Origin of the sequence: Acidisoma sp. S159, from assembly GCF_009766125.1 — a bacterium.
GTDB lineage: Bacteria > Pseudomonadota > Alphaproteobacteria > Acetobacterales > Acetobacteraceae > Acidisoma.
Map to the genome: position 1 here is coordinate 72136 of NZ_LMUG01000067.1, position 22101 is coordinate 94236.

Annotated in this window: 16 protein-coding genes; 15 read left to right on the forward strand and 1 reads right to left on the reverse strand. The window is 65.4% G+C overall.

Translation table 11 applies throughout. The annotated features are described in order from the left end of the window. Positions 1–7 precede the first annotated feature (7 nt). The 13 genes from GSQ92_RS23005 (at position 8) to ftsZ (ending at position 16710) form a co-directional block, all read left to right on the forward strand. Positions 8–2023 carry a penicillin-binding protein 2 gene (locus tag GSQ92_RS23005; RefSeq protein ID WP_254065938.1) on the forward strand — a complete coding sequence of 672 codons (2016 nt, stop codon included), beginning with the start codon at positions 8–10 and terminating at the stop codon, positions 2021–2023. After that, positions 2010–3494 carry a UDP-N-acetylmuramoyl-L-alanyl-D-glutamate--2,6-diaminopimelate ligase gene (locus tag GSQ92_RS23010; protein ID WP_158805999.1) on the forward strand — a complete coding sequence of 495 codons (1485 nt, stop codon included), beginning with the start codon at positions 2010–2012 and terminating at the stop codon, positions 3492–3494. Before GSQ92_RS23005 ends, GSQ92_RS23010 begins: the two co-directional genes overlap by 14 nt. Continuing rightward, positions 3491–4870: a UDP-N-acetylmuramoyl-tripeptide--D-alanyl-D-alanine ligase gene (murF, locus tag GSQ92_RS23015; protein ID WP_158806000.1), complete on the forward strand. Its 1380-nt coding sequence runs from the start codon at positions 3491–3493 to the stop codon at positions 4868–4870. The genes GSQ92_RS23010 and murF overlap by 4 nt, the downstream gene beginning before the upstream one ends. Beyond that, complete coding sequence (mraY, locus tag GSQ92_RS23020; protein WP_158806001.1) at positions 4870–5958, forward strand: phospho-N-acetylmuramoyl-pentapeptide-transferase; 1089 nt, start codon at positions 4870–4872, stop codon at positions 5956–5958. The genes murF and mraY overlap by 1 nt, the downstream gene beginning before the upstream one ends. Continuing rightward, positions 5958–7295, forward strand: coding sequence for a UDP-N-acetylmuramoyl-L-alanine--D-glutamate ligase (murD, locus tag GSQ92_RS23025; RefSeq protein ID WP_158806002.1), 1338 nt, complete (start codon positions 5958–5960; stop codon positions 7293–7295). The genes mraY and murD overlap by 1 nt, the downstream gene beginning before the upstream one ends. Continuing rightward, positions 7295–8416 (forward strand): FtsW/RodA/SpoVE family cell cycle protein, encoded by a 1122-nt coding sequence (locus GSQ92_RS23030; protein ID WP_158806003.1) that lies wholly within the window; start codon positions 7295–7297, stop codon positions 8414–8416. The genes murD and GSQ92_RS23030 overlap by 1 nt, the downstream gene beginning before the upstream one ends. Continuing rightward, positions 8413–9534, forward strand: coding sequence for an undecaprenyldiphospho-muramoylpentapeptide beta-N-acetylglucosaminyltransferase (gene murG / locus GSQ92_RS23035; protein ID WP_158806004.1), 1122 nt, complete (start codon positions 8413–8415; stop codon positions 9532–9534). The genes GSQ92_RS23030 and murG overlap by 4 nt, the downstream gene beginning before the upstream one ends. After that, positions 9531–10970, forward strand: coding sequence for a UDP-N-acetylmuramate--L-alanine ligase (gene murC / locus GSQ92_RS23040; protein WP_158806005.1), 1440 nt, complete (start codon positions 9531–9533; stop codon positions 10968–10970). The genes murG and murC overlap by 4 nt, the downstream gene beginning before the upstream one ends. Continuing rightward, positions 10967–11917, forward strand: a complete 951-nt coding sequence (gene murB, locus GSQ92_RS23045; RefSeq protein WP_158806006.1) for a UDP-N-acetylmuramate dehydrogenase — start codon at positions 10967–10969, stop codon at positions 11915–11917. The genes murC and murB overlap by 4 nt, the downstream gene beginning before the upstream one ends. Continuing rightward, a complete protein-coding gene (locus tag GSQ92_RS23050; RefSeq protein WP_158806007.1) occupies positions 11914–12831 on the forward strand; it encodes a D-alanine--D-alanine ligase in 918 nt (305 codons plus the stop codon). Before murB ends, GSQ92_RS23050 begins: the two co-directional genes overlap by 4 nt. Next, the gene (locus GSQ92_RS23055) at positions 12819–13742 is read left to right on the forward strand and encodes a cell division protein FtsQ/DivIB (protein WP_158806008.1); all 924 of its coding nucleotides are present in this window, start codon (positions 12819–12821) and stop codon (positions 13740–13742) included. Before GSQ92_RS23050 ends, GSQ92_RS23055 begins: the two co-directional genes overlap by 13 nt. 18 nt (positions 13743–13760) lie before the next feature. Then, positions 13761–15047 carry a cell division protein FtsA gene (gene ftsA / locus GSQ92_RS23060; protein WP_174246747.1) on the forward strand — a complete coding sequence of 429 codons (1287 nt, stop codon included), beginning with the start codon at positions 13761–13763 and terminating at the stop codon, positions 15045–15047. 97 nt (positions 15048–15144) lie between these two features. After that, positions 15145–16710: a cell division protein FtsZ gene (gene ftsZ / locus GSQ92_RS23065; RefSeq protein ID WP_158806010.1), complete on the forward strand. Its 1566-nt coding sequence runs from the start codon at positions 15145–15147 to the stop codon at positions 16708–16710. Between the two features lie 220 nt (positions 16711–16930). On the opposite strand, the gene GSQ92_RS23070 is transcribed toward ftsZ, so the two are convergent. Then, positions 16931–17902, reverse strand: coding sequence for a glycosyltransferase family 2 protein (locus GSQ92_RS23070; RefSeq protein WP_371418087.1), 972 nt, complete (start codon positions 17900–17902; stop codon positions 16931–16933). Between the two features lie 236 nt (positions 17903–18138). Between GSQ92_RS23070 and glgX the strand changes: the two genes are divergently transcribed. Both glgX and treZ read left to right on the forward strand, forming a co-directional pair. Beyond that, positions 18139–20271: a glycogen debranching protein GlgX gene (glgX, locus tag GSQ92_RS23075; RefSeq protein ID WP_216856923.1), complete on the forward strand. Its 2133-nt coding sequence runs from the start codon at positions 18139–18141 to the stop codon at positions 20269–20271. After that, positions 20268–22058 (forward strand): malto-oligosyltrehalose trehalohydrolase, encoded by a 1791-nt coding sequence (gene treZ / locus GSQ92_RS23080; protein WP_159014100.1) that lies wholly within the window; start codon positions 20268–20270, stop codon positions 22056–22058. The genes glgX and treZ overlap by 4 nt, the downstream gene beginning before the upstream one ends. Positions 22059–22101 lie beyond the last annotated feature (43 nt).

Below are 22101 nucleotides of genomic sequence, written 5' to 3' on the forward strand. Positions count from 1 at the left end.
GCGCCCGGTGAACGACGCGCCGCCCCCCGACACCACGCCGAACCACCCCTGGGGCCGCATGCCAGGCGCGCGAGACGACGCGCTGCGTGCCGAGACCTTGCGCATCACGCAGCCCGACCTAAAGCGCCGCGCGGTGATGGAAAAAAGCCGTGGCCGACTGGTCGCCGTCGCGGCGGTGTTCTTCCTGCTGTTCCTCGCCGTGGCCGCCAAGCTGACGGACGCCACGATCCTCAACCCGCTCAAGCCGGCGCCGCGCGTGGTCGAGCATTTCGTGCCCGATCCTGTCACCATTCCGCCGCCGCCCCCCGGTCGCGCATCCATCATCGACGCGAACGGCCAGATCCTCGCCGTGTCGCTGCCGGTCGCGAGCCTCTATGCCGATCCGCGGCAGATGATCGACACCGACAAGGTGGCACAGGATCTGAAGCAGGTTCTGCCTGATCTGAATGAACCTGAGATCGCCAAGCGTCTCGCCTCCGCCAAGGCTTTCGTTTACATCGCGCGCACCGTCACCCCGGCGCAGCAATTCGCCATCAACAATCTCGGCGTGCCCGGCCTGTCGTTCCAGATGACGCAGGTTCGGCGCTATCCGCTCGGCGATACTGCGGCGCAGGTGCTCGGCGGCGTCGATATCGACGAGGATGGTGTCGCCGGCGTCGAGAAGTTCTTCAATACGCGCCTCAATACGAATACGGCTCCGCTGCGGCTTTCGATCGATGTGCGCGTGCAGGCGATCCTGCGGGACGAGGTTGCGGCTGCGGTCAAGACCTATTCGGCGATTGGCGGCTGCGGCATCGTGCAGGACGCCCATACCGGGCAGGTGCTTGGTATGGTGAGCATCCCCGACTATGACGCCAATGATCTTGGCTCGGCGCCTCCGGCGTCCCGTTTCAACCGCTGCGCGACCGGCACCTACGAGCCGGGTAGCGTGTTCAAGCTGCAGACCGCGAGCATGGCGCTGGACGACAGCGTCATCCACATGTGGGATTCCTTCAACACCACACATCCCATTCCCATCGGCCGCTTCCACATCACGGATTTCGAGCCGAAGCATTATTGGATGCAGCTTCCCGACATCATGCGTTTCTCCTCCAATATCGGCGCCTCGCGGATTTCCGTACTTATCGGCAAGGATCGTCAGCGTGACTGGCTGAAGAAGCTTGGCCTGCTGTCGCGTGAGCCGATTGAACTGCCTGAGGCCGCGCTGCCGCAGGTGCAGGCGGAAAACCGGTGGGGCCGCGCGACCGTGATGACGGTGTCCTTCGGCAACGGTATCGCCGAAACCCCGCTGCATATTTCGAACACCGCGGTTGCCATCGTGAATGGCGGCACGTTGTACAAGCCGTCGCTGCTCGCCAGCAATCCCGGCGACCCGCCCTGCACGGGCACGACGGTGATGCAGCAATCGACCTCGGATACGATGCGCAAGCTCATGCGCCTGATTGTAGTCGATGGCACCGGCAACTTCGGTGAGGTGCCGGGTTATTTCGTGGGCGCTAAAACCGGCACGGCGCAGAAAGTCGCGGCGCATGGCGGCTACGTGAAGCACACCAACTATAGTTCGTATGTCGCGGCCTTCCCGATCTACGCGCCGCGCTATGTGGTTTATATCGCCATCGATTCCGGTCATGCGACGGCGGCGACCCATGGCTTTACCACGGGCGGCTGGATGGCTGGTCCCTCGGTCAGCCATGTCATCGCGCGCATTGGCCCGATGCTGAACGTGATGCCGCGCTTCACCGATGTCGAAGCGATCAACGCCTCGCTTGCGATTCCCGCGCATGTGCCGGCGCCGCCCGGTGCCGTGCCGCTTGGTCCCAATAACCCCGGCGAGCCGGATAACATCGCGATGGGCGACACGCCCGCGAAGCCCGCGCATCATGCGACGCGTGAGGCGGCAGCGGCGACGACGCCGGCGGCGCCAGGCTGGACCGCGAATGCCGCGAGCGCTGCCGGGTTGCGTCACGATGCGATGTATCGCGTTCCGATGCCGGCCGCCGCGTCCGCTCATGCGGGTCACTGAGCTCATGCAGCGCATGCCCGGCAGTTTCACACCTTCCGCCCGTGCCGCCTGGGCCGCGCAAGCTGCGGGACTGTCGGTGAGCGGGATCACCGCGAATAGCCGCGAGGTCCGGCCCGGCTTCGTCTTCGCCGCTTTGCCAGGTTCGGCGCAGGATGGGCGGCGCTTCATCGGCGATGCGGTCGCGCGCGGCGCGGCGATGGTTCTGGCCCCGCCCGGCACCGAATGGCCAGCGGGCGTGCCCCCTCGGCCGATGATCCTGGACGACCAGCCGCGCCGTCGCCTGGCGCAAATGGCGGCAGCGCTGGCAGGCGCGCAGCCGCGCGTCATCGCCGCCGTCACCGGCACGAATGGCAAGACCAGCACCGTCGATTTCCTGCGCCAGATCTGGATGTTCGGCGATACGCCCGCGGCTTCCCTGGGCACGCTCGGCCTCGTCGCGCCCGGCATGCCGCCGGGTGCCGGACTGACGACGCCCGATCCGGTCAGCCTTGCCGCGACATTGGCGGCCCTGGCCGCCGCCGGCATACAGCACGCGGCGCTTGAGGCTTCGTCGCATGGGCTCGATCAGTTCCGGCTAGACGGGGTGCGCCTTGCGGCGGGCGCCTTCAGCAATCTGACGCGGGATCATCTCGACTATCACGGCGGCATGGAGGCTTATCGCGCCGCCAAGCTCCGGCTGTTCAGCGAACTCCTGCCGCGCGGCGCTCCCGCGCTCTCCTCCACGACGCTCGACGCCGATAGCCAGGCGATGCTGCGGCAGACGGCAGCCAGGGCCGGCCTGGTTCTCGGCACGGTGGGCGAGAGCGGCTCGATCATTCGCCTTGACCGCGCGACGCCTGTGGCGGCGGGGCAGGTGCTGGAACTTACCTTGGCCGGTGGCCGCAAGCTTTCGCTGACTTTGCCGCTGCCCGGAAGGTTTCAGGCGGAGAACGCGCTGCTGGCGGCGGGCCTCGCTTGCATGCTCGGTCTACCGAGCGCGGTCGAGCAGCTTGCCAGACTGCAAGGCGTGCGTGGTCGTCTTGAGCGCGCGGCGACATTGGCGAACGGCGCTGCCGCATATGTCGACTACGCGCATACGCCCGACGCCATTTCCCGCGCGCTGGACGCGCTGCGTCCGCATGCCGCGGGCCGTCTCGTCATCGTGCTCGGTGCCGGCGGGGATCGCGATCGCGGCAAGCGTCCGCTCATGGGCGCGGCCGGACAGGCCGGTGCGGATGCGGTGATCGTGACGGACGACAATCCGCGCACGGAGACGGCCGCGACCATTCGCGCGGCCGTTATGGCGGGTTGCCCTGGTGCCATCGAGATTGGTGATCGTCGCGCGGCGATCGCGGCGGGTCTGGAGATGCTCGGTACAGGCGATGTGCTGGTTGTCGCGGGCAAAGGCCACGAGCTCGGGCAGATCGTCGGTCGCGAGACATTGCCCTTCGACGACGCCGCCGTCATTCGCGAACTCGCGGGCGCCGCATGACCGTGCTTTGGTCCGCCGAGAATCTGGCGGCGGCGACTGGCGGCTCCATGAGCCGGCCCTTCACCGCGACGGGACTCTCCATCGACACCCGCAGCATTGTTCCGGGCGAGCTTTTCGTGGCGTTGCAAGGTGAGAACCGCGACGGCCATCTTTTTGTCGCCGAGGCTTTGGCGGCGGGTGCCTCAGGTGCGCTGGTCGATCGCGAGGTAGAAGGCTTGGCGGAGGATGCGCCACTCCTCCGCGTTGACGATACGCTGAGCGCGCTGACGGCACTCGGGCGTTTTGGCCGCGACCGGTTCAAGGGCCGGGTCGTTGCCGTCACCGGCAGCGTCGGCAAGACGACGACCAAGGAAATGCTGCGGCGGATTCTCGCGGCCAGCGGCGAAACCCATGCCGCCGTCGCGTCCTACAACAACCATTGGGGCGTGCCGCTGACCTTGGCTCGGTTGCCGCCCGGCGCCGCCTTCTGCGTGGCCGAGATCGGCATGAACCATGCGGGCGAAATCGCGCCCTTGGCGGCGCTCGCACGGCCGCATGTCGCGGTGATCACCACCGTCGAGCCCGTGCATATCGGCCACATGGGCAGCCTGGAGGCGATCGCCGATGAGAAGGCGGCGATCCTGTCCGGACTGCTGCCCGGCGGAACCGCCGTGCTGCCATCCGATAGCCCGCAATTCAAGCTTCTTAGCTCCCGCGTGCGAGGTGCCGCGATCGTCCGTTTCGGCACTCAGCGCCAGGCCGAGGCGCGCCTTGTCGCGGCGGTCAGCGATGTCGAAGGCGTTTCTGTCTCTGCGGTTTTTGGTGAAATCGAACTCGCTTTCCGTCTGGCCGCGCCGGGTCGGCACATGGCGATGAATGCAGTCGCCGCCATCGCCGCCGCCATGGCGCTTGGCGTCGAGCCGCATCATGCCGCCGCGGCGCTGGATGGCTTCGCCGCGGTCACCGGCCGTGGCGTCCGGCGGGTTATCGCGCTGACTGATGGCGAGGCTATTCTGCTCGATGATAGCTACAACGCTTCCGGTCCCTCGGTGCGCGCGGCGCTCGCCGTCCTTGGCCTGCAACCGGCGACGCGGCGCATCGCGGTGCTCGGCGACATGCGAGAATTGGGCGACGCGAGCATCGCCGAGCACATCGGCCTCGCCCCCGATGTGGAAGCGCATGCCGATCTCGTTTTCGCCTGCGGACCGGAGATGCGGCGGCTTTTCGACAGCTTGCCCGCCGCCCTGCGTGCCGGCTGGGCCGAGGATTCGGACAGCTTGGCGCCGATCGTCGCGGCGGCGCTGCGGCCCGGCGATGCGGTATTGGTGAAGGGCAGTCTTGGCAGCCGGATGGCGCGCATCGTCGCGGTCTTGCCGGCACCGGCGGGAACGGCCTGATGCTGTACAATCTCCTCCTGCCGCTCAGCGAGCACTTCCACGGTCTCAACCTCATTCGCTATCTGACCTTCCGCTCCGGCGGCGCGTGCCTGACCTCGCTCGTCATGAGCTTTGTTCTGGGTCCGCGCGTCATTGCCAAGCTGCGGTCGCTGCAGAAGCAGGGCCAGCCGATCCGTCTTGACGGACCCGAGCGGCATCTGATCGAGAAGAAGGGCACGCCTACCATGGGCGGCGTGCTTATCCTCAGCGCGCTGACCATCTCGACCCTGCTCTGGGCGGATTTGCTGAATCCTTATGTGTGGTCGGCGCTTTTCGTCACGCTCGGCTATGGTGCGCTGGGGTTTGGTGATGACTATCTCAAGCTTACCAAGCGCAACACCAAGGGTCTTTCGGGGCGGCTGAAGCTGATCGGGCAAGCGGTGATTGGCTTGCTGGCCTCGGCCTGGATCGCGTTTCACATCGGCGGACCGCTCGGCACCGGCATTTCCATTCCCGACTTCAAGAATGTGCTGATCCCGCTGGGCATCTTCTTTCCGTTTTTCGGCATGCTGGTGATGATGGGCGCATCGAATGCCGTGAACCTGACGGATGGGCTGGACGGGTTGGCGATGGTGCCGACCATTATCGCCGCCAGCGTCTTCGCGCTGATCGCCTATCTCGTCGGCAATCGCATCTTCGCGGGCTATCTGGAATTGCCTTTCGTTCAAGGTTCCGGCGAGCTGGCGATTTTCTGCTCGGCGCTGATTGGCGCGGGACTCGGTTTCCTGTGGTTCAACGCGCCGCCGGCGGCGGTGTTCATGGGTGACACCGGGAGCCTCGCCCTTGGTGGCGCCTTGGCATCGGTCGCGGTCACGACGAAGCATGAGATCGTGCTTGCGGTGGTCGGCGGATTGTTTGTGGCGGAGACGGTTTCGGTCATCATCCAGGTCTTCTGGTTCAAGCGTACCGGACGCCGCGTGTTCCTGATGGCGCCGCTGCATCATCATTTCGAGAAGAAGGGCTGGGCTGAGCCGACCATCGTCATCCGCTTCTGGATCATCTCGATGATCCTGGCACTCGCGGGTCTCGCGACCCTGAAGATTCGCTGATGGATTTTCCCACCACGCTCTTCGCGGGAAAGCGTTTCGCCATTCTCGGCCTCGGTCGCAACGGCCTGCCGGTGGCGCGCGCGCTGCGCGGCATGGGCGCCGAGACGATGCTATGGGACGACGGCGCCGCCGCCCGCACGGCCGCCGAGGCGGAAGGATTCACGGTGCGGCCGCTGATGGAAGCCGGCGAGCCGCTGCCGGATGCGCTGATCCTCTCGCCCGGCATTCCGCACAACCTTCCAGCGCCGCATGCCGTGGCGGCAAGGGCGACGGCGGCGGGCGTGCCGATTCTTAGCGATGCGGAGCTGCTGTTTAAGGCGGTTCGCGCGGCCGACTCGGCGGCTCGTTTCGTCGGAATTACCGGAACGAACGGCAAATCGACGACGACGGCCCTGCTGGCGCATATTTTATCGACCGCCGGCTTGCCTGTCGCCGCGGGAGGAAATCTTGGAATAGCAGCCCTGTCGCTCCCGTTGTTGCCAGACTCTGGAATTTACGTCCTGGAAATGTCTTCTTACATGTTGGAGCGAATCGCGACTCTCCGCTTTTGTGCGGCAGCGATGCTCAACCTCAGCCCCGATCACCTGGACCGACACGGCGACATGGCCGGATATGCACGCGTCAAGCGCGCGATCTTTGCCCGGCAGACGGCCGCCGATTTAGCGGTGATCGGTGTGGACGATTCCCTTTCGGCGGCGATGGCCGATGAACTGGACTCTGGTCCGGCGCGCGTCATCCGGGTGAGCGGTGTGGAAGTTCAGACGCTACCGCCGTCGCTGCCCGGCGCGCATAACGCGCAGAATGCGGCCGCCGCGCGGGCACTGGCGGAGTCGCTTGGGATTGACGCGGCGACAATCGACCGAGGCATTGCGAGTTTCCCAGGTCTCGCTCATCGCCAAACATTGGTCGCGACGCGTGACGGCGTTGCTTTCATCAATGACAGCAAAGCCACGAACGCCGATGCCGCCGCGCGGGCACTCGGCTGCTACGACCGGCTCGTGTGGATTGCCGGTGGCATCGCCAAGTCCGGCGGCATCGACTCCTTGGCTGAGTTTTTCCCGCGCATCGCGCAGGCTGAACTGATCGGCCGTGACGCCGCTTTGCTCGCTGAAACCCTCGCGCGCCACAAAGTTCCTCATCGCATTGCCGGAACTTTGGAGGACGCGGTGCCAGCCGCGCATGCCGCCGCCCGCAGGCTTGGCGTTCGCACCGTGCTGCTATCACCGGCTTGCGCGAGCTTCGACCAGTTCACAGGATTCGAGGCGCGGGGTGACCGTTTCGCCGCGCTAGCCGCCGCGCTGGACCAACCTGGTGCGACCGCGGGGAGGGCCGCGTAATGCCCGCATTGTCCCGCACCGATACATCGACGCTCGGCCGCTGGTGGTGGACGGTCGATCGCTGGACTTTGGTTTGCATCGGCACACTGATCGGCTTTGGCTATGTGCTGGTTCTGGCATCGAGCCCGGCGGTGGCGCATCGCATTGGCGATCCGCGCGACATGCTTATCATCAAGCAGGTCCTGTTTCTTGGCTTGGCTGGCGCGATCGTCGTCGGCGTTTCCCTTTTGTCGCCAAAAGGCATTCGGTGGCTGGCTTTGACCGGAACCTTGGTGGCACTTCTGCTCACAGCCTTTACCCTCGTCCATGGCGTCGAGATCAAGGGTGCCCGGCGGTGGATTAACATTCCGTTCCTTTCGCTTCAGCCCAGTGAGTTTCTCAAGCCGTTCTTTGCGGTGCTGACGGCTGGCTTGCTGGTGGAAGCGCGGAACACGGTGCGCTTTCCGGGCCGCATCCTCGCTTTCATGCTTTATGCCGTCATCGCGCTGTTGCTGAAATCGCAGCCGGATGTCGGCATGCTTGCAGTTGTGAGTGTGGTGTTCCTGTCGCAGCTTTTCCTCGACGGATTGAATGTCGCGCTGGTCGGCGCGGCGGCGGGTGCGCTGGTCGTCGCTTTCGTCGCGGCATTCTTCCTGATGCCGCATGTCCATGTTCGGGTTGAGCGATTCCTGCACCCGACTCACGAGACGGCCTATCAGGCGCTGACCGCGTTGCAGGCTTTCGGCAATGGCGGGCTTCTGGGTCGCGGACCGGGCGAGGGCATGGTCAAGGACATCCTGCCCGATGCCCATGCCGACTTCGTCTTTGCCGTCGCGGGCGAGGAATTCGGGCTGATCGTCTGCCTCATCATCATCGGCCTTTTCGGCGCGATCGTGATGCGGGGCTTGCTCCGGCTGATCGCGGAGAACGATCAGTTCATTCTTCTCGCCTCGGCCGGACTGCTCATCAGCTTCGGTTTGCAGTCCTTCGTAAACATGGCCTCGTCGTTGCAACTCATCCCGACCAAGGGGATGACGCTGCCCTTCATCTCCTATGGCGGATCCTCGGCGCTGTCCGTGGCACTTGAGATGGGAATGCTGCTGGCGCTCACTCGCCGCCGGTTCACGGGGGAACGGGTATGAGAGGCCCGCGCGTGACGCCCATCGTAATCGCTGCCGGCGGTACTGGCGGCCACTTCTTCCCCGCCGAGGCGCTCGCCGAAACGCTCGCCAAACGCGGCCACCGCGTTGTGCTGATGACGGATGCGCGCTCTGCCGGACGTGCGAGCCCCGTTTTCGATCCAGCGGATCGCCATGTGCTGCCGGGCGCCGGTATCGCCGGCCGTGGTGCTTTGCGCGGTGCCAAGGCCGCCGCGGCGCTCGCGGCGGGAACCTTTGCGGCGGCGCGCATCCTGCGTCGCTTGCAGCCTGGTGCCATCATCGGTTTCGGCGGCTATCCTTCCGTGCCGCCGGTTGTCGCTGCTCGTCTCGCGCGGCTTGGTGTGCCGGTGATCCTGCACGAGCAGAACGCCGTGTTGGGGCGAGCAAACCGCGCATTGGCGCGAAGTGCCACCACGCTCGCGCTGAGCTTCGCGGGCACGACGCGGTTGCCGAGCGGCACAGGGACCGTCATTACCGGCAATCCGGTGCGCCCGCCCATCGCGGCGCTTGCGGACATGCCCTATGTCGCGCCCGAGCCGGACGGCCCGATCAACCTGCTCGTCACGGGCGGCTCGCTCGGCGCGCGGGTGTTGAGCGAGGTCGTGCCAGCCGCGCTGCTCCTGCTGCCCGAGGCACTGCGCCACCGCTTGCAAGTCGTGCAGCAGGCCCGCGCGGAGGATGCCGCGAACGTGCGCATCGCCTATGCCGGCGCGGGCATCACCGCCGAGGTCGCGCCGTTTTTCACTGATATGGCGAGCCATCTTGCCGCCGCGCATCTCGTTATCGCCAGAGCCGGCGCCTCCACGGTTGCCGAACTCGCCGTTGTCGGGCGCCCCGCGATCCTGGTGCCGTTGCCGCATGCGATCGACGACCACCAGACCGCGAATGCCGCCGCGCTGGCGCGGGCTGGCGCTGCCTGGACCATGCGTCAGACCGAATTCACGGCACCCGCTCTCGCCGCTCGCCTCGCGAGTTTGTTTGGCGCGGATGCGGCTCTCGCTGCGGCGGCCGAGGCCGCGCGTGGCGAGGGCCGCTCCGATGCCGCCGCCGTTCTCGCCGATCTGGTCGAGCATGCGCTGACGCCGGAGCGGTTGCCATGAGGGCTCTTCCACTCACCATCGGCACAATTCATTTCGTCGGCATCGGCGGCATCGGCATGTCCGGGATCGCCGAGGTGCTGCATAATCTCGGCTATTCCGTGCAGGGCAGCGACCTGGCCGATTCCGCAAACGTCAAACGTCTGCGCGGTGCCGGCATCGACGTGACCATCGGCCATGCCGCCGCGAATATCGGCAAGGCGCAGGTCGTCGTCGTTTCCTCAGCCGTTAAAGCCGATAATCCGGAAGTGCAGGCGGCGCGCGCGCGTCTCGTGCCCGTCGTGCGGCGCGCCGAGATGTTGGCCGAACTCATGCGGCTCCGCTGGTCCGTGGCGATTGGCGGCACGCATGGCAAGACGACCACGACCAGCCTCATCGCGGCAGTGCTGGAAGGCGCCAATCTCGATCCCACCGTGATCAATGGCGGCATCATCAACGCCTACGGCACCAATACGCGCCTGGGCGCTGGCGACTGGATGGTGGTGGAGGCCGATGAGAGCGACGGCAGCTTCCTGAGGCTGCCCGCCGTCATCGCTGTCGTCACCAATATGGACCCCGAGCATCTAGACCATTGGGGCACGCAGGAGGCGATGGAAGCGGGCTATCGCCAATTCGTCGGCAATATTCCGTTCTACGGCTTCGCGGTGCTCTGCATCGATCATCCGGCGGTGCAGGAGATGATCCCGCGCCTCGCCGATCATCGCATCATCACCTATGGCTTCAGCCCGCAGGCCGATATTCGCGCCGAGCGTCTGGTTGCCGACAAGGCTGGCTCCAACTTCGAGGTCGTCGTCACTGACCGGCTGCGCAACCGTAGCCGCCGCATGGGGCCGTTCCGCTTGCCGATGCTCGGCCAGCACAATGTGCAGAACGCCCTCGCGGCGATTGCGGTCGGCGTGGAGATGGAGATCGGCGAAAGCGCGCTGCGCACCAGCCTCGCCGCTTTCCGGGGCGTCAAGCGCCGCTTCACCAAAACTGGCGAGACCGGCGGGATCACCGTGATCGATGACTACGGTCATCATCCGGTGGAGATCGCCGCCGTGCTGAAGGCGGCGCGTCAGGCGCAGGCGCGCAACGTGATCGCCGTGGTGCAGCCGCATCGCTATTCGCGGTTGCAGTCGTTGTTCGCTGAGTTCTGCACCTGCATGAACGATGCGGGCACCGTCATCGTCGCCGATGTCTATGCCGCCGGTGAAGCGCCGATCGAGGGCGTCAGCCGTGACGCGCTGGTCGAGGGTCTTCGCGCACGCGGTCATCGCAGCGTCGTGTCGCTGCCTGGGCCGGACCACCTCGCCGAAATGGTGCATGCGATCGCGCATCCCGGTGACTTCGTCGTTTGCCTCGGCGCTGGCACGATCACCGCTTGGGCGACGGCACTGCCGGCACAACTAGCGATTCTGCAGAACCAGGACAGCCAGCGAGCGGGGGCGGTCGCATGATGGCCGCCGAGCGCCTGCAGGACCTCATCGACCGCCTGCCGCCGCTCGCGGGCCGGGTGGAGGCGGGCGCCGCTTTGGGTCCCGCGACCTGGTTCCGCACCGGCGGACCGGCGGAGATTCTGGCGAAGCCGAAGGACGCCGCCGACCTCGCGCGCTTTCTTGGCGCGCTCCCAGCAGATGTTCCGGTGACGGTGATCGGCGCCGCATCCAATCTCATCGTGCGCGACGGTGGGATCTCCGGTGTCGTGTTGCGCCTCGGCCGCGGCTTCGGCGGCATCAAGGTTGAGGCGGACGGCATCGTCTGCGGTGCGGCGGCGCTCGACATAACGGTTGCCGAACACGCGGCGGCGGCGAGCCTTGCCGATCTCGAGTTTCTCTCCGGCATTCCGGGCAGCATCGGCGGCGCCGTCGCCATGAATGCCGGCGCCTATGGCAGCGATATCGCGGCTTGCCTCGACTGGGCCGAGATCGTGACGCGCGGTGGCGAGACCCATCGGTTGACGGCGCAGGAACTGCGGCTTTCCTATCGCCACTCAAGCCTGCCGCCCGGAGCGGTCGTCACCCGCGCACGTTTGCGCGCTACCTCCGGGGATGCGTTGCTCATCGCGAGCCGAATGGCGGAGATCCGCGCGTCCCGTAGCGCGACCCAGCCGGTGCGTGCGCGGACGGGTGGTTCCACCTTCGCAAATCCGCCGGGCATGAAAGCCTGGGAGCTTATCGACGCCGTTGGTGGCCGCGGCCTCGCGCGCGGCGGCGCGCAGGTCAGCGAATTGCACTGCAACTTCCTCATCAACACCGGCAATGCGACTGCCGCCGATCTCGAAGGTCTCGGCGAGGAATTGCGCCGCCGCGTGCAGGCCGCCACGGGCGTTACCTTGGACTGGGAGATCAAACGGCTCGGCCAGCCGCTGCCGCGCGCCGAAGTTCTAGGCGAGGTTCCGCAATGACGCGCGTCGCGGTTCTCTATGGCGGCATCTCTGCTGAACGCGAGGTCAGTCTCTCCTCCGGCCGTCAGGTGATTGCTGCGCTGCGTGAAGCCGGCTTCGACGTGTTGCCTGTAGTTGTCGGCGAGGATCTGCGCGAGACGCTCGCGGCGCTCGATCCGAAGCCCGATGTCGTGTTCAACGCTCTTCACGGCCGTTTTGGCGAGGATGGCGCGATTCAGGGTGTGCTCGACTGGATGGGCATTCCCTACACGCATTCCGGCGTGCGCGCCTCGGCGCTAGCGATGGACAAGGTGGCGGCGAAGGCGATCTTCGCCTCGGTCGGCCTGCCCATCGCGCGGCATCGCGTCGTGACGGTCGAGGAGTTGGAGGCCGCCGATCCTCTGCCGCGTCCCTATGTCATTAAGCCGCAGAACGAAGGCTCGTCGGTCGGTGTGGAGATCATGCAGGCGGGCGACAACCGTCGCGCGGAAATCGCCCGGAGCTGGCGCTACGGCCGCACTGCGCTGGCCGAGGAATTTATCCCTGGCCGCGAATTGACGGTTGGCGTCATGGGCGATCGCGCTTTGGCGGTGACTGAGATCGCCGCGTCGCATGCCTTCTACGACTACGAATCGAAATACGCGGATGGCGGCTCGACTCATGTCATTCCCGCGAAGGTGCCGTCCGAGATCACGGTTCAGGCCATGGATGTGGCGTTGCGCGCGCATACGGCGCTCGGTTGTGCCGGCGCCTCGCGTTCGGATTTCCGTTACGACGACACGGAAGGTTCGCCGGGCCGGCTGGTGCTGCTCGAAGTGAATACCCAGCCGGGACTGACGCCGACATCGCTGCTGCCTGAACAGGCGGCGTTTCTCGGCATTGGGTTCCCGGCGCTCTGCGCCTGGATGGTGGAGCAAGCGCAATGCCACGCGTGAGCAAACCCATCCCGCCGCCGCGCATGGCGAGCACCAGCGTCGTTGACCGGCCAAGCCATGCCGCGATCGTTCTGCGCCGCGCCCGCCGCTTTCTGCGGCCACTGATCGGCGGCTTTGCCATTCTGGTCGTGATCTTCGCGCTCAGCCTGGTGTTCCGCGCCGCGGATCACAGCGGAAGCGTCAATGCCATGCGCACCGCGCTCGGCGATGTCGGTGCGGGGATGGGGCTCAAGCTGCGCCATATCGTGATCGAGGGCCGCGCCAATACGCCCGAGCCAATTCTGCGCACGGCGCTCGGCATCACGACCGGCACTCCGATCCTCGGCTTCTCCGTCGCCGCCGTCCGCAGCCGTGTCACGGCACTCGGCTGGGTGCAGGACGCCGTGGTTGAGCGCCGTCTGCCCGACACGCTGCTGGTGCGGCTCACGGAGCGTGCGCCCTTCGCCGTTTGGCAGGATCACGGCCGGTTCCGTCTGCTGGATCGCGCTGGCGCCGTGATGGGTGACAAGGATGTGGCCCGCACCGCACGCGAATTGTCGCTCCCGCTTGTGGTCGGTGACGGTGCGCCCGACGCGACCGCCGAGTTGTTCGACGAAATGGCACCTTTCCCCGACATCACCAGCCATATGGTCGCCGCCGTGCGCGTCGGACAGGAGCGCTGGAATCTGGTGATGAAGTCCGGTGCGACTGTGATGCTGCCGGGCGAGAACCAGGACCAGGCGCTTGGCCGTCTTGGCGCGTTGAACACCCGGATGAAGCTGCTCGATCGTCCGCTGCAGATCGTCGATCTGCGTCTTGCCGACCGCGTTGTCGTTCGTCCCTATCCTCCGCCGCCTGCTCCGCCGCCCATCGGGAATGATGGCAGCGACAAGAGCGCCCGCGACGCAGCAACCTCGCGCGATCATGCGTAGGACACAGCCGTGAACGATATGTCCCGACGCAGCCTGTCACCCGCCGTGATCGAGCCATTGGGCCGACCGCGCACACCGCGCATGGGCGTATTCGGCGCGCTGGATATCGGCTCGACCAAGATCACCTGCATGATCGGCCGCACCGAAGCCGATGGCACACGCCGCATCCTGGGCTTCGGTTGGCAGAAGGGGCGCGGCATTCGCTGCGGTGGGATCACCGATCTCGACGAGGCTGAGCGTGCGATCCGCGCCGCCGTCGGTCAGGCCGAGGATATGGCCGATACGCGGCTTCGCGCCGTCTACGTCAATCTCGGTTGCGGCCAGCCGGAAAGCCGGCTGTTCAATGTGCAGTGGCCGGTTGGCGGCCGCGTGGTGACGGAAGAAGATGTCCGCCGCGTCGTCGTGGAAGGCCGCGCCCGTGTCGCCTCCGAAGGGCGCGACGCGATCCACACTTTGCCGCTCTCCTTTTCGGTCGATGAAACCAACCGCGTCGAGGATCCGCGCGGATTGCATTGCGAAACGCTCACGGTGCGGTTGCATGTGATCGACGCGATCGCCCCGGCTTTGCGCAATCTCGCCACTTGCCTGCACCGCTGCGATCTGGAAATCGCAGAACTTGTCTCGGCACCCTTCGCCGCCGGACTTGCAACCCTGGTGGAAGATGAGCGCGAACTCGGCACCACGGTCATCGACATGGGCGGCGGTTCCACCAGCTTCGCGGTCTTCGCCGAGGGGCAACTTCTGCACACAGCACAAACGCAGATCGGCGGCCTGCACATTACCAACGACATCGCGCGGCTGCTCTCGACGCCGGTCGCGCATGCGGAGCGGCTGAAGACGCTATATGGCAGCGCGCAGACAAGTCCGGATGACGACCGCGAGATGCTGCCCGTGCCGCTGGTTGGCGAGGAAGAGCACCAGATCGCTCGCGTGCCGCGCAGCATGATCGTCAGCATAATCCGGCCCAAGCTTGAGCAGACTTTCGAGATGGTGAAGAGCCGCCTCGAAGAATCAGGACTATCGCGTATCGCCGGCGCCCGCGTGGTGCTGACCGGCGGCGGCTGCCAGCTCGCCGGTGCGCGAGAATTGGCGGCACAGATCCTCGGCAAGCAGGTGCGTCTTGGCAGGCCGATCGGTTTGCGCGGGCTGCCGGACGCGGCATCAGGACCGGCTTTCGCCACGGGGGCCGGGCTGCTCGCCTGGGCTTCGGGCGAGGGCCGCGTGATGCAGGATATCGACTTGGAGACGCGGCGGCCGAGTGGCCCACTCAAACGCTTCGTCACCTTCCTCAGGGAGCGTGTGTGATGCGCTTCCCCGGCTCGAACAGCTTCAACCGCCATTCATGCCAGGCAGCGCCAAGGGCAAGCGCGCTTTCGGGCCCGACAATTCAAGGAGACCGCTCATGACCCTCAACCTGACCGTCCCCACCGAAACGCATGCGGATTTCACGCCCAAGATCATGGTGATCGGCGTCGGCGGCGGCGGTACCAATGCTGTCGATAACATGATCGCGCTCAATCTGCCGGGCGTGGATTTCATCGTCGCGAATACCGATGCGCAGCAGCTCATGCGCAGCCGCGCCGATCGCCGTATTCAGCTTGGGCCGACCATCACCCAAGGCAATGGCGCGGGCGGCAAGCCGGAAGTGGGCCGTCTCTCGGCGGAAGAGGCGGAAAGCGATCTGGAGCGTCACCTCGAAGGCGTCCACATGGTGTTCATCACCGCCGGCATGGGCGGTGGCACGGGCACAGGCGCGGCGCCGGTCATCGCACGCCTCGCACGCAAGCATGACATCCTGACCGTCGGCGTCGTCACGAAGCCCTTCTCCTTCGAGGGCGTGAAGCGTGCCCGCGCGGCGGAGGCCGGCATCGCCGAACTGCAGCAATATGTCGATACGCTCATCATCATCCCGAACCAGAACCTGTTCCGGATCGCCAATGAGCACACCAGCTGGAAAGAAGCCTTCCAGATGGCTGATAACGTCCTCTACATGGGCGTGCGCGGCGTGACCGATCTCATGGTCGTGCCCGGTCTCGTGAACCTCGACTTCGCAGATATCCGCACCGTGATGTCCGAGATGGGCAAAGCGATGATGGGCACGGGCGAGGCCGAGGGCGACAACCGCTCGGTGCGTGCCGCCGAGGCCGCCATCAGCAATCCGCTGCTGGAAGACACCAATATGGCGGGCGCGCGCGGCCTGCTGATCAACATCACCGGCGGCGAGGATATGACGCTGTTCGAGGTCGATCAGGCCGCGAACCGCATCCGCGAGGAAGTCGACGAAGAAGCCAATATCATCTTTGGCTCGGCGATCGACAGCAGCCTCAACGGCCGTATCCGCGTCTCCGTGGTCGCGACCGGCATAGACTCCGCGGCGATGGAATACCGGCCGAGGCTCGAACTCGCGACCAGTAACGACCGTATGGTGACGCCGATGGTCGCGACACAGCAGCATGCGGCGAGCAATGCCACGGTGATGCCCGTCGCGGCCGTCGCCGAGATCCAGATGCAGGCCACGGGGACACATGGCGGCGCGGTTTCACTGGATCAGAACTACAGCCAGCCTCCGGCGCAACCACAATGGGGACGCGGTGGCGGAACGGGAATTTCTCAGCCTGCCGACGCGCCTCGGACGACTTTGCCGCAGCGCCCTGCCGCGACGCCGACGGGGACTCGCGGCCTCTTCGCGGACTCTGTCCGCACGACGGATTCCAGTCCTCGCGTGAAGGAGACGCCGGCCCCGAGCGGCAATAGTCTTTTCAGCCGCGTGACGAAGCCTTTCGCCAACAAGCTGGCCGCCGCGACCGGCGGGCCTGTGCCGCAACCCGAGCGGCAAGAGCCGGTCGCCAAGCCCGCACCGGAGGTGCGAGCCGATAACGTGCGTGCCCCGGCGCAGACGAGTCCGGACCACCAGCTCGGCATCTCGATCCCGACCTTCCTGATCCGCCAGGACAAGCAGGTCCACTGAACGCGGGCCGAGATCGCGCTAAGCCGCGCACTCGGCATCGCTTTCCTTACGGCGCCTCCCTCTCTTCCCCTCCCTGTAAGGGAGGGATTGGGGTGGGTTTTGGGCGTCGATGGCTTCACCTAGCGCAACAAGCACCCACCCCGGCCCTTCCATTGCAGGGAGGGGAAGAGACCCGCGCGGCCCTGGAACTACACACCCGGCTGGTGCAGGCGCCGCCTATTCAGGTCGGCGGCGGTTGCTTGGCGTTCCAGCTCTGCCGGATGATGTAGAGCGGGCGCTGTTTGGTTTCCTCGTAGATCCGGCCGAGGTATTCGCCGATCACGCCGAGCGCCACGAGTTGCACTCCGCCAAGAAACAGAATCGCCACCATCATCGACGGGTAGCCGCTCACCAGGTTCCCGTAGAGCATCGTTCGCAGCAGCAAAAAGACCCCGTAGAGGATCGAGAGCGCCGCCACGCCGAGGCCGAGATAGGAGGCGACGCGAAGCGGGACCTGGCTGAACGAGGTGATGCCCTCTATCGCGAAATTCCACAGCCGCCAATAACTCCAGCTCGATCGCCCGGCATGCCGCCCGTCGCGGTCATAGGTGATCGTCGCGGTAGGAAACCCGACCCAGACGAACATGCCTTTCATGAACCGCCGCCGCTCGGGCATCAGCCGCAAGGCCTCCACGACGGCATGGGAGATCAGGCGGAAATCGCCGGTGTCGAGCGGAATGTCGATCGAGCTCAGCCGGTTGATGACCCGGTAGAAGAGATGGGCGGTGTAGCGCTTCGGCCAGCTATCATGGCGTCTCGTGCTGCGCTGGGCGTTGACGACATCATAGCCCTCCCGCCATTTCGCGACGAGTTCGGGGATGACCTCGGGCGGGTCCTGGAGGTCGGCATCCATTGGAACGATGACGTCGCCATGCGCCTGCTCCACCGCCGCGGTGAGCGCTGCCTCCTTACCGAAGTTGCGCGAGAGGTCATGGACGTGGACCCTGTGATCGCGGCGGCCGAGCGCCACCAGTGCGGCCAAGGTGCCGTCCCGGCTGCCATCATTGACGCAGACGAGTTCCCATAAAAAAGGACGGTCGTTCAGGGCACCGCTGAGACGCCGGTATAGCGGCTCGACATTCTCGGCCTCGTTGTGGAATGGGACGACGATCGAGACCAGCGGAATCTCCGGGCGCTCCCGGGACTCCAGCACAGGCGATAGCTCGGGCAGGCGGGCTGAGGCCTGGGACACAATCCCTTCGTAGCGGCCCCAGGGCGCCAAGAACAGATCGGAATCGTTACAAATTGCCCTATCCCTCAGGAGGCAACCCCGAGGTGAAGTGATGGGGCCGAGCCTGCCGCATCCCTCGGCGTCTCTTGAGGGTGGCGCCGCCGGGGCCATCTAGGTGACGCCTTAGCCGCTAGCCCCTGACAATCCGGAGCCCCACCTTGCCCGAAAACTCGACCATTCGCCTTCGCGAGGGCCTGCCTTATCCCAGGGGCGCGACATGGGACGGGGAGGGCGTCAACTTCAGCCTCTTCTCCGCCAATGCGACCAAGGTCGAGCTTTGCCTGTTCGATGCCGAGGGCAAGAAGGAGTTGCACCGGATCGAGCTGCCGGAATACACCAACCAGACCTTCCACGGCTGGGTCGGCGGCATCGGCCCCGGCCAGGTCTATGGCTACCGCGTCCATGGGCCCTACGAGCCGGAACAGGGCCATCGCTTCAACCCGAATAAGCTGCTGCTGGACCCCTATGCGAAGGCGCATACGGGCAAGCTGGAATGGAACCCCGCCATCTTCGGCTACCAGATGGAAAGCGGCGACGACACCACCTTCGACGAGCGCGACAGCGCCCCCTTCATGCCGAAATGCGTCGTGGTGGATCCCGATTTCGACTGGAAGGGCGAGCCCAACCGCAACCCGATCGCTTGGGATCACACGATCCTCTACGAGACCCATGTCAAAGGCTACACCAAGAAGCACCCCGAAGTGCCCGAGAAGCTGCGCGGCACTTACGCGGGGCTCGGCCAGAAGCCGGTGGTGGACTACATCAAGTCGCTCGGCGTCACCTCGATCGAGCTGCTGCCAATCCATAGTTTCGTCGATGACAGCCAGTTGTTGGAAAAAGGTCTCGTCAATTACTGGGGCTACAACACGATCGGCTTCTTCTCGCCGGCGACCCGCTACGCTTCAGACCGCGCCAATAGCCTGCGCGAGTTCAAGGAAATGGTGGCGAGCATCCATGACGGCGGGCTCGAAGTCATTCTTGACGTCGTCTACAACCATACGGCGGAAGGCAACGAGCTGGGGCCGACCTTGTCCTTCAAGGGCATCGACAATGCCAGCTACTACCGTCTGCTGCCCGACCAGCCGCGCTATTACATCAACGACACTGGCACCGGGAATACGGTCAATCTCAGCAATCCGAACGTCATGCGCCTCGTCACCGACAGCCTCCGCTACTGGGTGGCTGAGACACATGTGGACGGCTTCCGCTTCGACCTCGGCACCATCCTCGCGCGTGAGCCGCATGGTTTTGACGAGCAGAGCGGCTTCCTCAAAGCCTGCGGCCAGGATCCGCTGCTGGCGACCGTAAAACTGATCGCCGAACCGTGGGATTGCGGACCCGGCGGCTACCAGGTGGGTGGCTTTCCGCCGGGCTGGGCCGAGTGGAACGACAAGTTCCGTGACACCGTGCGGGATTTCTGGAAAGGTGAGGCCTCGGCGGCGGCGCTGGTGCCGCGCCTTTGCGCATCCGGCGATCTATTCGACAAGCAGGGGCGCAAACCACAAGCCTGCGTGAATTTCATCACCGCGCATGATGGTTTCACACTGAACGATATCGTCACCTATAACGACAAGCACAACGAGGCGAATGGCGAGGACGGCAAGGACGGCAGCTCCGACAACCGCTCCTGGAATTGCGGCGTCGAGGGACCCAGCGACGATCCCGAGATCGAGGCTTTGCGCGCCCGCCAGATCCGCAACATGCTGACGACACTTCTGCTGGCTCAAGGCACGCCGATGTTGCTGGCCGGCGACGAATTCGGCCGCACGCAACAGGGCAACAACAATGCCTATTGCCAGGATAGCGACATCAGCTGGGTCAATTGGGAGATCGAGGAGAAGGGGCAAAACCTAATCGCCTTCGTCAAGACGCTGACCGGGCTGCGTCATCGCTACCCGATCCTTCGCCGCACACGTTTCCTGACGGGCGCCTATAACGAGGAACTCGGCGTCAAGGACGTCACCTGGATCAACACATCCGGGGAGGAAATGGATGACGCGCAATGGGGCGACGAGGGCATGAAGTGTTTCGGCATGCTGATCGACGGCCGGGCGCAGGCGACGGGCATTAAGAAGCGTGGCGGTGATGCTACCATGCTGCTGGTCTTCAACGGCGCGGCGGATGGCGTGAACTTCACCATTCCCGACACGCTCGGCGGCGAAGGCTGGAAGATGGTGCTCGACACCAATATCCCTGAAGGCTCGGACAGCAAATTCAACACCGGTGATGTTTATACGATGACAGGCCGCTCCGTGCTCGTTCTCGCCCATGTCGATGAGCCCGCCGCATGAGCGTGACGCGAAGCCACGTCCTGCCGCAGGGCGCGGAGTTGCATGAAGGCGGCGTGCGCTTTCGCCTTTGGGCGCCGAGCCAGACGCATATCGGCATCGTGATCGACGACCGCGAGCCGGTGGCGATGGCGCATCAGCCGGAGGGTTGGTTCGAGCTTGTGACGGTCGGCGCGCATCCCGGCTCGCGCTACCGCTACGTGCTGCAGGACGGTTTGCAAGTTCCCGATCCCGCCGCGCGTTTCCAGCCCGAGGATGTGCACGGCCCCAGCGAGGTCATCGATCCGGCAGCCTATGACTGGAAGGATGCCGATTGGCGCGGACGGCCGTGGGATGAGGCAGTGGTCTACGAGCTGCACATCGGCACCTTCACGCCCGAGGGCACATTCCGCGCGGCAATTGGCAAGCTCGACTATCTCGCGGATCTCGGCATCACGGCGATCGAGATCATGCCGGTTGCCGATTTTCCCGGGCGCCGGAACTGGGGCTATGACGGCGTGCTGCTCTACGCACCCGACAGCGCCTATGGCCGGCCCGAGGATCTCAAGGCGCTCATCGATGCCGCCCATGAGCGCGGGATCATGGTGCTGCTCGATGTCGTGTACAACCACTTCGGACCGGACGGGAACTACCTTCCGGTCTATGCGCCAACGTTCTTCACCGAGCGTCACCACACACCATGGGGTCCGGCAGTGAATTACGACGGCAAGCACAGCCGTCCGGTGCGCGATTTCGTCATCCAGAACGCACTCTATTGGCTCGAGGAATACCATTTCGACGGCCTGCGCTTCGACGCCGTGCATGCCATCATCGATGACAGCAAGCCGCATTTGCTCGTCGAACTCGCTGACACCGTGCGGCAGACCATCACCGACCGCCCGATTCACCTCATCCTTGAAAACGAGGAAAACGGCGCGCATCGGCTGGAGCGCGAGGCGCCGGGGAAGCCGTGCCATTACACCGCGCAATGGAACGACGATGTGCATCACGTTCTGCATGTCGCGGCGACGGGCGAAAGTGCCGGCTATTACGGGCAATATCGCGGCCGCACAGATCTTCTCGGGCGCGCGCTGACCGAGGGTTTCGCTTTCCAAGGCGAGCACATGGAATATAGCGGCAAGACGCGTGGCGAACCGAGCGGCCATTTGCCACCCGCCGCTTTCGTGGCTTTCGCGCAGAATCACGACCAGGTTGGCAACCGCGCCTTCGGCGAACGCCTCGCGGCGATTGCGCCGGCAGAAGCGGTGCGCGCGGTTTCCGCCGTCACGCTGCTACTGCCTCAGACGCCGATGATCTTCATGGGCGAGGAGATGGGTGCGACCACGCCCTTCCCATTCTTCGCCGATTTCGACGGCGAACTTGCCGATAAAGTGCGCGAAGGACGCCGCGAGGAGTTCGCCAAATTCCCCGAATTCCAGGATCCCGAGAAGCGCGACCACATTCCCGATCCTCTCGCCGACAGCACCTTCGACTCCGCCAAGCTGCCCTGGGACAGCTTGGACCAGAACACGCTGGACTGGTTCCGCCACATCCTCGCGGTGCGCCGTGCCGAGGTCGTGCCGCTGATCCCCGCCATCACGCGAGGTGGCACCTACGAGGAACTGGGCGAAAGCGCCGTGTCGGTGGTGTGGCAGGCCGGGACTCGGCGGCTGCGACTCCTCGCCAATCTCTCGGCTCAATCCGTCAGCGGCGCGCCGGCTGCCATCGGCCGCATCATCTGGACGGAAAACACTACCGAGACCGCGGCACTCGGCCCCTGGGCCGTGGTCTGGAGCATCGAAACGGCCTGACCGCTCATCGCCTTCAGGCTCCCATCCCTGTAAAGGAGGGGGG

Coding starts and splice junctions, on each gene's coding strand:
- murF (WP_158806000.1), top strand. CDS start 3,491: ATGACCGTGCTTTGGTCCGCCGAGAATCTGGCGGCGGCGACTGGCGGC.
- GSQ92_RS23030 (WP_158806003.1), top strand. CDS start 7,295: ATGCCCGCATTGTCCCGCACCGATACATCGACGCTCGGCCGCTGGTGG.
- murG (WP_158806004.1), top strand. CDS start 8,413: ATGAGAGGCCCGCGCGTGACGCCCATCGTAATCGCTGCCGGCGGTACT.
- murB (WP_158806006.1), top strand. CDS start 10,967: ATGATGGCCGCCGAGCGCCTGCAGGACCTCATCGACCGCCTGCCGCCG.
- ftsA (WP_174246747.1), top strand. CDS start 13,761: ATGTCCCGACGCAGCCTGTCACCCGCCGTGATCGAGCCATTGGGCCGA.
- GSQ92_RS23055 (WP_158806008.1), top strand. CDS start 12,819: ATGCCACGCGTGAGCAAACCCATCCCGCCGCCGCGCATGGCGAGCACC.
- treZ (WP_159014100.1), top strand. CDS start 20,268: ATGAGCGTGACGCGAAGCCACGTCCTGCCGCAGGGCGCGGAGTTGCAT.
- GSQ92_RS23050 (WP_158806007.1), top strand. CDS start 11,914: ATGACGCGCGTCGCGGTTCTCTATGGCGGCATCTCTGCTGAACGCGAG.
- ftsZ (WP_158806010.1), top strand. CDS start 15,145: ATGACCCTCAACCTGACCGTCCCCACCGAAACGCATGCGGATTTCACG.
- murC (WP_158806005.1), top strand. CDS start 9,531: ATGAGGGCTCTTCCACTCACCATCGGCACAATTCATTTCGTCGGCATC.
- mraY (WP_158806001.1), top strand. CDS start 4,870: ATGCTGTACAATCTCCTCCTGCCGCTCAGCGAGCACTTCCACGGTCTC.
- GSQ92_RS23010 (WP_158805999.1), top strand. CDS start 2,010: ATGCGGGTCACTGAGCTCATGCAGCGCATGCCCGGCAGTTTCACACCT.
- murD (WP_158806002.1), top strand. CDS start 5,958: ATGGATTTTCCCACCACGCTCTTCGCGGGAAAGCGTTTCGCCATTCTC.